We start from the raw sequence: 13,188 nt of genomic DNA, 5'->3' as shown, positions 1-13,188 counted from the left end.
CTTGCCCATGATCTGTCGCCTGTTGTTGCTTGGTTTGCTGGTTGTATTTGGCGGCTGTCAGGCGCGACAGGCCAGCCTGCCGCCGCTGCCCGTCTGGCAAGCCAGCGAGGGCCGCACCAGTGCGCAATTGGGGCAGATTCGCGAACTCGCCAGTGGCCGCCTGCTCAGCCCTGAGCAACTGCTGGATGAGTTGGCGCAGGCGCCGCGGGTGCTGGTTGGAGAGAAGCACGACAACCCTGATCACCACGCGCTGCAGCTGTGGCTGCTAAAGGCGCTGCAGGCGCGCCGAGCGCAAGGCAGCCTGCTGTTGGAAATGCTCCAGCCCGAGCAGCAGGCGCGGGTCGACGCGGTGGCTGGCGCCGCGCAACTGCCGGCCGACCTGGGCAAAGCCCTGGCCTGGGAGGACGGCTGGGACTGGGCGCTGTACGGCCCGATCGTGCGCCAGGCGTTGCAGCAGTCGACCCCGCTGCTGGCGGCCAATCTGTCCACCAGCGAAATGCGCCAGGCCTACCGGCAGCCTGCTGCGCTGAGTGGCCAGCGCTCGAGTGCGCCTGCTGTCAAAGCCGAACTGCTCAAGCAAGTGCGTGAGGGGCATTGCGGGCTGCTGCCTGAAAGCCAGTTGCCGGCAATGCTCGCGGTGCAGCAGCAACGCGACCGGCGTATCGCCGAGCGGTTGCTGGCGGCAGCGCAACCGGCGTTACTGTTCGCCGGCAGTGCCCACGTGCGCAACGACCTCGGCGTGCCGCTGCATTTGGCTGATCTCGGCGCCAAGGGCGCGAGCAAAGTCTTGTTGCTGGCCGAAGTTGGCAGCGAAGTGCAGCCGGGCATGGCCGACTATGTCTGGTTTACGGCGGCGCTGCCAGAGCAGGACTACTGCGCCCAGTTGCGCAGCCAGCATTGATCATCCGCGGCTAGCGGCGGCGCTTGAGCCCAAATCGCAGGCAAAAAAAGACCCGGCAAAAAGCCGGGTCAATAACCGTGATTAGCCTGATGAGGAGATAATCTGAGAGTCCGAACCAAGGTCTTTCAAATTACCCAACCAGTCTCGCGACCAGTTGTGATAATCATAACGATTCTCATTTCTGCGTCAATCCCTTCGCTGCAATTTATTTAAGATTTTTCTGCAGCGTGCATTTTGCGTCCAGCTGTTGATTCAGTGCTTCCTTGCGTTCGGCCGGCAAATCATTCCAATGCATGTCGAGCAACGCCCCCTCGATTGCATACAGCAGGACCTTGGACGCGCGAAAGCCTCTACTCTTCACTGCCTGATAAGCGCCGACCGCGCCGAGCCTGCGCAAGTCGGATGCACTGTGGATGCCGACCGCATGCAACCACTGCGCAGAGGTCTTGCCGAGATTTTTCAGGTGCTGCAACTCATCGTTCATCGAGCCTCCTTGCGATGGCTGAACGGGGGCATATCGAAAATCGTGAGCAGGTCAGACAGGAGTGTAGCGGGGGTTGGCGAATTCGCCCGCAAAGCCCGCCGTGCGCGGCGGGCAGGGCAGCGCAGGGCAATTGCTGCCCCGCGCTTTGGAGATGTTACAGGCCGGGCAGGCGCTGACGAATCTGCTCGATCACGGCGTCCATGGCGGCGCCCTGCTGGGTGTCGACGCGGGTGCTGTCGCGCAGCTCCTGCTCGTCCAGCGGGTCGCGGCTGGCCTGCTGAGCCTTGACCACTTCAAGGGTGGCGTCGGAAGGGTCAAGCTGCTCAGCCTGACGCTGTGCCAGCCAGCTTTCGATGACCGCATCCGGCGCGTGGCAATCGAGGATCAGCAATGGCACCCCGGTCTGGTTGGCGACGCTGGCGGCGGCCTGGCGCTGCTCGCGCTTGAGGTAGGTGGCGTCGAGCACCACCGGGAAGCCCGCGCGCAGAATCACGTCGGCCAGTTGATGCAGACGCTTATAGGTAGCGGCGCTGGCATCTTCGGCGTAAATGCCGCCTTGCAGTTGGCCGGCAGCCTGAGCCAGTTGTTCACCGAACAGGCGCTTGCGCTCGACATCGGAGCGCAAGCGGATCGCCCCCAGTGCTTCGACCAGGCGCATCGACACGTGGCTTTTGCCTACTGCCGAAACGCCATGGGTGATCGCCAGCAGGCGTGAAGGGATGGCGCTGTAGCTTTCCGCCAGGTTGGCGTAGTTGCGGTAGGTGCGCAGGGTGGTGGCGCGCTGCACGCCATCGGCGTCGGCCGGCATGCTGAACAGGGCGACCTTGGCCCGCACCAGGGCGCGATAGGCCTTGTAGAAGTTGAGCAGCTCCAGGCCCTGGTAGTCGCCGGTCAGTTCCAGGTACTGGCTGACGAAGCGCCGCGCCAGACACTTCAAGCCACGGTCTTCGAGGTCCATGGCGAGGAAGCCGGTGTCAGCCCAGACATCGGTCATGCGGAATGGCTCGTTGAACTCGATGCAGTCGAAGATCACCACCTTGCCGTCGATCACCGTGGCATTGCCCAGGTGGATGTCACCGTGGCATTCGCGGATGAAGCCGTCACGCTTGCGCGCCTCGAACAGGCCATGCAGGCGGTCGAAGCTGCTGCGGGCCCAGGCTTGCAGGTTGTCTAGCTGCTGCAGGTCGGCCTTGTCGCTGAGGAACGGGCGAATCTGCTCGAAGTTCTGTTCGACCGGTGCCATCACGCTGTCCGGGGTGCCGAATGGCTGCTCGGCGGCGACCTTTGGCGTCTGCTGGTGGAACTCGGCAATCTGCCGCGCCATCTGGTCGATGTGGCTGGCGGTCAGTTCACCGTTGGCCTGCAGCGTGCTGAGCATGTTGCTCTGGGGGAACTGGCGCATGCGCAGGGCGAACTCGATCGGTGCACCTGCGCCGCCCAGTTGCGGCGCCTCGGCGCTGCCGGTGATCGGCAGCACGTCCAGGTACAGGTCGTCGGTCAGGCGCTGGTTCAGGCGCAGTTCTTCGTTACAAAAGTGTTCACGCTGGTCGAGGCCGGTGAAGTCGAGAAAACCGAAGTTCATCGGTTTCTTGATCTTGTAGGCGTACTCACCGGTGAGCAGGACCCAGGAGATGTGCGTCTCGATAAGCTGGAAGCCGCTGACCGGGTGCGGGTAAAGGGCGGGGTTCTGCAGGGCACTGATGAGGGCTTGGCTCACGGGCAATCCTTCCGGGATAAGGGAATTCGAATGCGCCATTATGGTCAATGGTGCCGTCCCTGCATACCGCCGGGCCTGCCTTGACTAAAGTGCGTATAATCCGCCGCCATGACTCGATCCCGAAATTCCCGTACTGCGCAAAAACGCTCGCCTGGTCGCTCGCGCGTCTGGCTGGGCTGGGCTCTCAAACTGAGCCTGGTCGGCCTGGTGCTGCTCGCCGGCTTTGCTATCTACCTCGATGCCATCGTCCAGGAGAAATTCTCCGGCAAGCGCTGGACCATCCCGGCCAAAGTGTATGCCCGGCCGCTGGAGCTGTTCGTCGGCCAGAAGCTGAGCAAGGACGACTTCCTCACCGAACTCGACGCCCTTGGCTACCGCCGTGAAACCGCGGCCAATGGCCCAGGCGCGGCGTCGGTCAACGGCAACAATGTCGACCTCAACACCCGCGGCTTCCAATTCTATGAAGGCCTGGAACCTGCGCAGTTCGTGCGTGTGCGCTTCTCGGGCGATTATGTGGCCGGCATGACTGGCGCCAATGGCAGCAAGCTAGATGTGGTCCGGCTCGAGCCGCTGATGATCGGCGGCATCTACCCGAAAAACCTCGAAGATCGCATCCTGATCAAGATCGATCAGGTGCCTCCGTACCTGCTGGAAACCCTGGTTGCCACCGAAGACCGCGACTTCTACAGCCACTTTGGTGTGTCACCCAAGGGCATCGCCCGGGCGATCTGGGTCAACACTTCGTCCGGCGCCATGCGCCAGGGCGGTAGTACCCTGACTCAACAGCTGGTGAAAAACTTCTACCTGACCAGCGAGCGCAGCCTGACGCGCAAGCTGACCGAAGCGATGATGGCCGTATTGCTCGAAATGCACTACGACAAGCGCGAGATTCTCGAGGCCTACCTCAACGAGGTCTTTGTCGGTCAGGATGGCCAACGTGCCGTGCATGGCTTCGGTCTGGCCAGCCAGTTCTTCTTCAGCCAGCCGCTGCAAGAGCTCAAGCTGCACCAGATCGCCTTGCTGGTGGGCATGGTCAAGGGCCCGTCCTACTACAACCCGCGGCGCTCGCCTGAGCGTGCGCTGGTGCGCCGTAACCTGGTCCTCGACCTGTTGGCCGAGCAGGGCGTGGCCAGCCAGGAAGTAGTCGACGCGGCGAAGAAAATGCCACTGGGCGTGACCAAGCGCGGCAGCCTCGCCGATAGCTCGTTCCCGGCCTTCCTTGATCTGGTCAAGCGTCAGCTGCGCCAGGACTATCGTGACGAAGACTTGACCGAAGAAGGCCTGCGCATCTTCACCAGCTTCGACCCGATCCTGCAGATGAAGGCCGAGACTGCCATGAGCGAGACGTTCAAGCGTCTGGCCGGGCGCAAGGGCTCGGATGCGGTCGAATCGGCGATGGTCGTGACCAATCCGGAAACCGGCGAAGTCCAGGCCTTGATCGGCAGCCGCCAGTCCGGCTTTGCCGGCTTCAACCGCGCCATCGATGCAGTGCGCCCGATCGGCTCGCTGGTGAAGCCGGCGGTGTACCTCAGTGCACTGGAAAAACCGAGCAAGTACACCCTGACCAGTTGGCTGCAAGACGAGCCGTTCTCGGTCAAGGGTGCGGATGGCCAGGTCTGGCGTCCACAGAACTACGACCGCCGTGCGCATGGCACTATCTACCTGTATCAAGGCCTGGCCAACTCGTACAACCTGTCGACCGCCAAGCTAGGCCTGGAAGTCGGCGTGCCGAACGTGCTCAAGACCATCGGTCGGCTCGGCGTCAATGTCGACTGGCCGGCGTTCCCGTCGATGTTGCTCGGCGCTGGCGGGATGTCGCCGATGCAGGTCGCGACCATGTACCAAACCATCGCCAACGGTGGCTTCAACACGCCGATGCGCGGCATTCGCAGTGTGCTCACCGCCGAAGGCGAGCCGCTCAAGCGCTACCCGTTCCAGATCCAGCAGAGCTTCGACCCAGGTGCCATTTATCTGGTCCAGAACGCCATGCAGCGGGTCATGCGTGAAGGTACCGGGCGTTCGGTCTACAGTGTCCTGCCAAGCTCGCTGACGCTGGCCGGCAAGACCGGCACCAGTAACGATTCGCGCGACAGCTGGTTCTCCGGTTTCAGCCAGGATCTGCTGGCGGTGGTCTGGCTCGGCCGCGACGACAACGGCAAGACACCATTCACCGGCGCCACCGGTGCGTTGCAGGTCTGGACCAGCTTCATGCGCAAGGCCGATCCGTTGCCACTGGACATGCCGCAGCCGGACAACATCGTCCAGGCCTGGATCGACCCATACAGCGGGCAGGGCTCGGACAGCAGCTGTCCGGGAGCAGTGCAGATGCCGTATATTCGCGGCAGCGAACCGGCCGCTGGCGCTGCCTGCGGTGGTGAACAGCAACCGGCCGACTCGGTCATGGATTGGGTCAAGGGTTGGATGAATTGAGCACTGCGGGCCGGCGGGGATGACCCACTGGCCCGTAGCCGCATTTAGAGAGGGTAACAAGTGAACAAGTGGTGGCTTCCTGCCTTGACCGCGCTGGCCATGCTCCATGGCTGCGCCAGCGTTCCACGCGGCAACATTCCGGTGGTCGACTCGAGCACCCGGGTATCCAACAGCGAGCGGGTCACCGCCAACCAGCGCACGCCGGTTACCGCCAATGGCACCAGCCAGGCGCAGTCGCTGCCTGAGGACTCCGGCGTGACCGTGATGATCCCGCAAGGCGCCGGTGCTTCGTCGATCCAGACCTTCCCGGCTGGCAACGCGGCGCCGATCAGCAGCGCGCCGATCGATACCACGCCGATTACCACCAACCCCAACCCGATTGCCGACGAGCCTTTCGACATCGCCTCGATGAACAGCACCCCGGCGGCGACCAGTGCGCCTACCGGTATCCCGCGCAGCGCGCCAGCTGGCGGCCTGTCGGCTGACGAGCAGCTCGATGGCCCGGTGCTGGCGCTGTTGACCACGGCCCAGCAGCAACAAGGCGGTGGCGACCTCAATGGCGCTTCGTCGAGCCTTGAGCGCGCCCAGCGCATTGCCCCGCGCGAGCCGCAGGTGCTGTTCCGCCTGGCCCAGGTGCGCCTGGCCCAGGGTGATTCGGCCCAGGCCGAGCAACTCGCACGCCGCGCGCTGACCTACGCCAATGGTCGCCCAAGCTTACAAGCGGAGCTGTGGAACACCATTGCCCAGGCCCGTGAGAAGCAGGGTGACAGCGCCGGTGCCGCTCTGGCTCGGCAGAAAGCCCGGGTCAATCTGTAATGGTCGAGCAACGCATTCTCGACATCGCCGACCATTTGCTGCTGATTGAGCACGAGTTGCGCAGTCAGGGCTGGTGGAGCGAGCAGGCACCCAGTGCCGAAGCACTGGCCAGTGTCACGCCGTTTGCGGTCGATGTGATGAGCTTTGAGCAGTGGCTGCAGTGGATTTTCCTGCCACGCATGGCGTTCATCCTCGAACACGCCCAGCCGCTGCCGAACGCCTCGGGCATTCTGGTCATGGCTGAAACGGTTTTCAGTGATCGCCCGGAGCAAGGTCGCGAGCTGCGCCGACTATTGGCTGAATTTGACCAATTGATCGGCACATCCGCCTGATTTCTGCTCTTTTTCAGACTAGAGCCGCAGATTGCGGCTCTTTTTTTGGTTTTTGTTTGGTTTTCTGCTGCTGTGAACTGTATTCGTGGTGGAACAAATTCATCTCGAGGAAAAATTGGCAATAATTTTTCTTGACATAACCTCGGCGAATCACAAGAATCAGGTTCCGCTTTAGAGGGACTGCCAGAAGCAGACCCGCTAAGCAGATCATGAGGCGCATACCCGCGCCGACTTGTAACACCCCGCAACGCGTTACCTCGCGCTGGGTGGGAAAACCCCGCAACACTCTGGGGCGCTCCCAATACTTGCTCAGTCAGTGCTGACGTTCGCTCGTGCTCTGCTTGGCAGTAAACCTATTAAGACCCGTCCATCAGGGACGGTATTCTGGCGTTTTAGAGGTGAACAACGTGGAGCTTTTATCTGGCGCTGAGATGGTCGTCCGCTTCTTGCGTGACGAAGGCGTTAAGCACATCTACGGGTACCCTGGCGGTGCTCTCCTTCATGTATACGACGCGCTGTTCAAAGAGCCGGAAGTCGAGCACATCCTGGTTCGTCACGAGCAGGCTGCAACCCACATGGCTGACGGCTATGCCCGTGCCACCGGCAAGGCTGGCGTAGTGCTGGTGACTTCCGGCCCGGGTGCAACCAATGCCATCACCGGTATTGCCACCGCGTACATGGACTCGATTCCGATGGTGATCCTGTCGGGCCAGGTGCCTAGCACCATGGTCGGCACCGACGCCTTCCAGGAAACCGACATGATCGGTATTTCCCGGCCGATCGTGAAGCACAGCTTCATGATTAAGCATGCCTCGGAAATCCCCGAAGTCATGAAAAAGGCCTTCTACCTGGCGCAATCCGGTCGTCCTGGCCCGGTCGTGGTCGACATTCCAAAAGATATGACCAACCCGGCCGAGAAGTTCGAGTACGTCTATCCGAAGAAGGTCAAGCTGCGTTCCTACAGCCCGGCCGTACGTGGTCACTCGGGGCAGATCCGCAAGGCAGCCGAGATGATCCTCGCCGCCAAGCGTCCGATCGTCTACTCCGGGGGTGGTGTGATCCTCGGTGGTGGCTCCGAGACCCTGACCGAGATCGCCAAGTCGCTGAACCTGCCGGTCACCAACACCCTGATGGGCTTGGGTGGCTTCCCCGGTACCGACCGCCAGTTCCTCGGCATGCTCGGTATGCATGGCAGCTTCACCGCCAACCAGGCGATGCACCATGCCGACGTGATCCTGGCTGTCGGCGCGCGTTTCGATGACCGTGTGATCAACGGCCCGGCCAAGTTCTGCCCGAATGCCAAGATCATCCACATCGACATCGACCCGGCGTCCATCTCGAAAACGATCAAGGCCGACGTGCCGATCGTAGGTCCAGTCGACAGCGTGCTCAGCGAGATGCTGGCGATCTTCAAGGAAATCGGTCAGCAGCCTGAAAAGGCCGCGCTGGATGCCTGGTGGAAGCAGATCGACGAATGGCGTGGCGACCGCGGCCTGTTCCCTTACGACAAGGGCGACGGCAGCGTGATCAAACCGCAGACCGTGATCGAAACCCTGTGTGAAGTGACCAATGGCGATGCTTACATCACCTCCGATGTCGGCCAGCACCAGATGTTCGCTTCGCAGTACTACCGCTTCAACAAGCCGAACCGCTGGATCAACTCCGGTGGCCTGGGCACCATGGGCTTCGGCTTCCCGGCGGCGATGGGCGTCAAGCTCAACTTCCCCGACCAGGACGTGGCCTGTGTGACCGGCGAAGGCAGCATCCAGATGAACATCCAGGAGCTGTCTACCTGCATGCAGTACGGCCTGCCGGTGAAGATCGTCAACATGAACAACGGTGTGCTGGGCATGGTTCGCCAGTGGCAGGACATGGCCTACAACGGCCGTCACTCGCATTCGTATGTCGAGTCGCTGCCGGACTTCGTCAAACTGGTCGAGGCCTATGGCCACGTCGGTATCCGCATCACCAGCCTCAAGGACCTCAAGCCCAAGCTGGAAGAAGCGTTCGCCATGAAAGACCGGCTGGTGTTCATCGATATCGCGATTGACCGCACCGAGCACGTCTACCCGATGCAGATCAAAGACGGCTCGATGCGCGACATGTGGCTGAGCAAGACGGAGCGTACCTGATATGCGGCACATCATTTCCCTGCTGCTGGAAAACGAACCCGGTGCCTTGTCTCGCGTGGTCGGCCTGTTTTCCCAACGCAACTACAACATTGAAAGCCTGACCGTGGCGCCGACCGAGGACCCAACCCTCTCGCGCCTGACCCTGACTACCGTTGGTCATGACGAGGTGATCGAGCAGATCACCAAGAACCTGAACAAGCTGGTAGAAGTGGTGAAGCTGGTCGACCTGTCGGAGAGCGCGCACATCGAGCGCGAATTGATGCTGGTCAAGGTCAAGGCAACCGGCGCCCAGCGCGCCGAGATCAAACGCACCACGGATATTTTCCGTGGGCAGATCGTCGACGTCACCGCCAGTGTGTATACCGTGCAACTGAGCGGCACCAGCGACAAGCTGGACAGCTTCATCCAGGCGATCGGCACTGCATCGATTCTCGAAACCGTGCGCAGCGGCGTTACCGGCATTGCCCGTGGCGACAAAGTGCTCAGCGTCTAACTTAAACAAATAGCGATGGCTCCGCAGGGGCCGAGATCTAACAGGGGTATTTCATGAAAGTTTTCTACGACAAAGACTGCGACCTTTCCATCATCCAGGGTAAGAAAGTCGCCATCATCGGCTACGGTTCGCAAGGCCACGCTCAGGCATGCAACCTGAAAGACTCCGGTGTAGACGTAACTGTCGGTCTGCGTAAAGGTTCGGCTACCGTTGCCAAGGCAGAAGCTCACGGCCTGAAAGTGGCTGACGTGGCTTCGGCTGTCGCTGCTGCCGACCTGGTCATGATCCTGACCCCGGACGAATTCCAGGGCACTCTGTACAAGACCGAAATCGAGCCGAACATCAAGAAAGGCGCCACCCTGGCCTTCTCCCACGGCTTCGCGATCCACTACAACCAGGTCGTGCCACGTGCTGACCTCGACGTGATCATGATCGCGCCGAAGGCCCCAGGCCACACCGTGCGTTCCGAGTTCGTCAAAGGCGGCGGCATCCCTGACCTGATCGCTATCTACCAGGACGCCTCGGGCAACGCCAAGAACGTTGCTCTGTCGTACGCTGCAGGCGTCGGCGGCGGCCGTACCGGCATCATCGAAACCACCTTCAAGGACGAGACTGAAACCGACCTGTTCGGCGAGCAGGCTGTTCTGTGTGGCGGTACCGTCGAGCTGGTCAAAGCCGGTTTCGAAACCCTGGTTGAAGCTGGCTACGCGCCAGAAATGGCCTACTTCGAGTGCCTGCACGAACTGAAACTGATCGTTGACCTCATGTACGAAGGCGGTATCGCCAACATGAACTACTCGATCTCCAACAACGCCGAATACGGTGAGTACGTGACTGGCCCTGAGGTCATCAACGCCGAATCGCGTCAGGCCATGCGCAACGCTCTGAAGCGCATCCAGGACGGCGAATACGCCAAGATGTTCATCTCCGAAGGTGCTACCAACTACCCATCGATGACCGCCAAGCGTCGTAACAACGCCGCCCACGGTATCGAAGTGATCGGTGAGCAGCTGCGTTCCATGATGCCTTGGATCTCGGCCAACAAAATCGTCGACAAGACCAAGAACTGAGTCTTTGCGATGAGATGAAAAACGCGGCTTAGGCCGCGTTTTTTCGTTTAAGCGGCGCGCTTCTGGTATAAAGCGACCAGTGGCTTGCCGTCAGTTTGTGCTTCGCAAGCCTGTATCGAACATTTTCCAATCAAGGTAATTTTCATGAGCGAACGTCCCGAAGAGCCGAACACGCCCTCCGACGCCGAAAGCCTGCTACCTGTAGATGAGCACGTTGAAGAAGGGCATGACGCCGAAGGGCGCAAGGTCCGTCACCGCGGTATCTACCTGCTGCCCAACCTGTTCACCACGGCCAACCTGTTCGCCGGCTTCTACTCGATCATCAGCTCGATCAGCGCGCAGAGCGCCATGAGCGCAGGTGACCCGCGCGAGGCGAGCAAGTACTTCGCCTTTGCCGCTATCGCCATTTTCGTGGCCATGGTGCTCGACGGCCTGGATGGCCGGGTAGCACGTATGACCAACACCCAGAGCGCATTCGGCGCTGAGTACGACTCGCTGTCGGACATGGTCGCTTTCGGCGTGGCGCCGGCGCTGCTGGCATTCGGCTGGGCACTGGGTGACATGGGCAAGGTCGGCTGGATGGTTGCTTTCATCTATGTCGCTGGTGCTGCCCTGCGTCTGGCACGCTTCAACACCCAGGTCGGCACTGCTGACAAACGTTACTTCATCGGCCTGGCCAGCCCGGCTGCGGCAGGCGTGGTGGCGGGTACCGTATGGGCCTTCAGCGATTTCGGCATTCAGGGCTCGAAGCTGTCGTTCCTGGTGGCGCTGCTGGTGGCGGCTGCGGGCATGCTGATGGTCAGCAACGTCAAGTACAACAGTTTCAAGGAACTCGACCTGCGTGGGCGGGTGCCGTTCGTGGCGATCCTTGCAGTTGTGCTGGTGTTTGCCGTGGTATTCAGCGACCCGCCGCGCATTCTGCTGTTGATCTTCCTCGGTTATGCCGTGTCGGGCCCGGTGCAGTATCTGCTGCGGGTGCGTCGGCAAAAAAACTGAAGTTGATTTAATGACGGAATAACCTTCCGGCTCCATAGTCTTACGGGTACATCAGTTGCCCGTACTGTGGAGCCGTTATGCTCATCAAGATCGCTCGTCCATCCGACTGCAAAGCGTCGGAGATCACCCCTGAAGGTATCTACCTTTCTCGCCGTACCATGCTGGGTGCTTCCCTGGCGGGTGCCGCCGTGGCCGCATTGCCTGGCGTTGCGCTTGGCGCCGAGCCTTCGCGCTATGCCGATGTCGAACCTGGCGCCGCGCCGGGCTGGTTCAAGGACAAGCTCGGCGCTACCCGGTGGGGCGCAGTGATGGTGGAGAACGAGGCGATCACGCCGTTCAAGGACGCCACCCACTACAACAACTTCTATGAATTCGGCACCGACAAGGGTGATCCAGCCGCGAATGCCGGCAGCCTGAAAACCGAGCCGTGGAGCCTGGTGGTGGATGGCGAGGTGGCCAAGCCAGGGCGCTATGCGCTGGAAGACTTCGTCAAACCCTATCAGCTGGAAGAGCGCATCTATCGGCTGCGCTGCGTCGAGGCCTGGTCGATGGTGATCCCGTGGTTGGGCTTTAGCCTGGCGCAGGTGCTCAAGCAGGTCGAGCCGACTTCGAAGGCGCGCTACCTGCGTTTCGAAACCCTGCAGGACCCAAAGGTAATGCCCGGCCAGCGCTCATCGTTTGCCTTGATCGACTGGCCCTACGTGGAAGGCCTGCGCCTGGACGAGGCGATGAACCCATTGGCGATTCTTGCGGTGGGCATGTATGGACGTGAACTGCCTAACCAGAATGGTGCGCCACTGCGGCTGATCGTGCCGTGGAAGTACGGCTTCAAAAGCATCAAGTCGATCGTGCGCATCAGCCTGGTGGCGGAGCAGCCGCAAACCACCTGGGAGCGCCTGGCGCCGACCGAGTATGGCTTCTATGCCAACGTCAACCCGACGGTCGATCATCCACGCTGGACTCAGGCCCGTGAGCGGCGGCTGCCGAGTGGCCTGTTCAGCCCGAACGTGCGCGACACCTTGATGTTCAACGGCTATGGCGATGAAGTCGCGTCGTTGTACAGCGACCTTGATCTGCGGAAGAACTACTGATGCGCTATCCCTGGTTGCGCCTGGGCATCTTTGTGCTGGGCTGCCTGTTCCCCAGCTGGTGGCTGTATGAGGCGGCGACCAACCAGCTCGGCCCCGACCTGGGCAAGATCATCATGGACCGGTTGGGCCTGGGGGCGCTGATCTTCCTGTTGATCACCTTGAGCATGACGCCACTGCAGCGGCTTACGGGCTGGTCGGGGTGGATCGTGATCCGCCGGCAACTGGGGCTTTGGAGCTTTGCTTATATAGTGCTGCACATGATTACCTACATGGTGTTCATCCTCGGCCTGGACTGGGGGCAGTTCGGCGTTGAGTTGCGCAAGCGGCCGTACATCATTGTCGGTGCGCTGGCCTTCCTCGGCTTGCTGGCCTTGGCGCTGACTTCCAATCGTTACAGTCAGCGGCGCCTGGGTGCGCGTTGGAAGAAGCTGCACAAGCTGGTGTACGTGATTCTTGGGCTGGGTTTGCTGCATTTCCTGTGGATCGTGCGTTCGGACCTTAAAGAGTGGGCGATCTATGCCTCGATCGGCGCATTGCTGTTGCTGCTGCGGGTTCCGCTGGTGGCGCGGCGCGTTCCGCGGTTGATCGGCAGGCGGGGCAGGGCGGTGTGAGAGGCTTGCTCCAGTGATATTGCACAAAGCTGAAATTAACGGTTGACGGGTTTCTGTAAGCGCTTATAATGCGCCCCACTTCCAGCGTAGTTGGAGCGGAAAACTCCTTGAGTTT

General features: G+C 61.1%; 12 protein-coding genes. 10 read left to right on the top strand and 2 right to left on the bottom strand.

Going from position 1 to position 13,188, the window contains the following annotated elements; all coding sequences use genetic code 11:
• The first annotated feature begins 7 nt into the window (after positions 1–7).
• Positions 8–901 carry a ChaN family lipoprotein gene (locus ACIOAU_RS20095; protein ID WP_401184187.1) on the top strand — a complete coding sequence of 298 codons (894 nt, stop codon included), beginning with the start codon at positions 8–10 and terminating at the stop codon, positions 899–901.
• Between the two features lie 205 nt (positions 902–1,106).
• Here ACIOAU_RS20095 and ACIOAU_RS20090 read toward each other — a convergent pair whose 3' ends face one another.
• Positions 1,107–1,385 carry a TfoX/Sxy family protein gene (locus ACIOAU_RS20090; protein WP_101322131.1) on the bottom strand — a complete coding sequence of 93 codons (279 nt, stop codon included), beginning with the start codon at positions 1,383–1,385 and terminating at the stop codon, positions 1,107–1,109.
• A 154-nt stretch (positions 1,386–1,539) separates the two neighbouring features.
• Positions 1,540–3,102 (bottom strand): AAA family ATPase, encoded by a 1,563-nt coding sequence (locus tag ACIOAU_RS20085; RefSeq protein WP_401184185.1) that lies wholly within the window; start codon positions 3,100–3,102, stop codon positions 1,540–1,542.
• Between the two features lie 108 nt (positions 3,103–3,210).
• Between ACIOAU_RS20085 and mrcB the strand changes: the two genes are divergently transcribed.
• The 9 genes from mrcB (at position 3,211) to msrQ (ending at position 13,073) form a co-directional block, all read left to right on the top strand.
• Positions 3,211–5,532 carry a penicillin-binding protein 1B gene (mrcB, locus tag ACIOAU_RS20080; RefSeq protein ID WP_181108634.1) on the top strand — a complete coding sequence of 774 codons (2,322 nt, stop codon included), beginning with the start codon at positions 3,211–3,213 and terminating at the stop codon, positions 5,530–5,532.
• Positions 5,533–5,592: 60 nt separating this feature from the next.
• A complete protein-coding gene (locus ACIOAU_RS20075; protein WP_101322128.1) occupies positions 5,593–6,348 on the top strand; it encodes a M48 family metallopeptidase in 756 nt (251 codons plus the stop codon).
• On the top strand, positions 6,348–6,680 hold the full coding sequence (locus ACIOAU_RS20070) for a YqcC family protein (RefSeq protein WP_401184181.1): 333 nt from the start codon (positions 6,348–6,350) through the stop codon (positions 6,678–6,680). The genes ACIOAU_RS20075 and ACIOAU_RS20070 overlap by 1 nt, the downstream gene beginning before the upstream one ends.
• A 407-nt stretch (positions 6,681–7,087) precedes the next feature.
• Complete coding sequence (locus tag ACIOAU_RS20065; protein WP_103438855.1) at positions 7,088–8,812, top strand: acetolactate synthase 3 large subunit; 1,725 nt, start codon at positions 7,088–7,090, stop codon at positions 8,810–8,812.
• 1 nt (position 8,813) lies between these two features.
• On the top strand, positions 8,814–9,305 hold the full coding sequence (gene ilvN, locus ACIOAU_RS20060) for an acetolactate synthase small subunit (protein WP_101322126.1): 492 nt from the start codon (positions 8,814–8,816) through the stop codon (positions 9,303–9,305).
• 53 nt (positions 9,306–9,358) lie between these two features.
• Positions 9,359–10,375, top strand: a complete 1,017-nt coding sequence (gene ilvC, locus ACIOAU_RS20055) for a ketol-acid reductoisomerase (RefSeq protein ID WP_101322125.1) — start codon at positions 9,359–9,361, stop codon at positions 10,373–10,375.
• Positions 10,376–10,519: 144 nt separating this feature from the next.
• Positions 10,520–11,371: a CDP-diacylglycerol--serine O-phosphatidyltransferase gene (pssA, locus tag ACIOAU_RS20050; protein ID WP_101322124.1), complete on the top strand. Its 852-nt coding sequence runs from the start codon at positions 10,520–10,522 to the stop codon at positions 11,369–11,371.
• Between the two features lie 77 nt (positions 11,372–11,448).
• A complete protein-coding gene (gene msrP / locus ACIOAU_RS20045; RefSeq protein WP_150571336.1) occupies positions 11,449–12,462 on the top strand; it encodes a protein-methionine-sulfoxide reductase catalytic subunit MsrP in 1,014 nt (337 codons plus the stop codon).
• Positions 12,462–13,073 carry a protein-methionine-sulfoxide reductase heme-binding subunit MsrQ gene (gene msrQ / locus ACIOAU_RS20040; protein ID WP_101322122.1) on the top strand — a complete coding sequence of 204 codons (612 nt, stop codon included), beginning with the start codon at positions 12,462–12,464 and terminating at the stop codon, positions 13,071–13,073. Before msrP ends, msrQ begins: the two co-directional genes overlap by 1 nt.
• Positions 13,074–13,188 lie beyond the last annotated feature (115 nt).

This window comes from Pseudomonas sp. NPDC088322, assembly GCF_044740745.1.
GTDB lineage: Bacteria > Pseudomonadota > Gammaproteobacteria > Pseudomonadales > Pseudomonadaceae > Aquipseudomonas > Aquipseudomonas shirazensis.
Note: the sequence above shows the minus strand (reverse complement) of the source record. Positions and strands in the feature narration are given on the sequence as shown.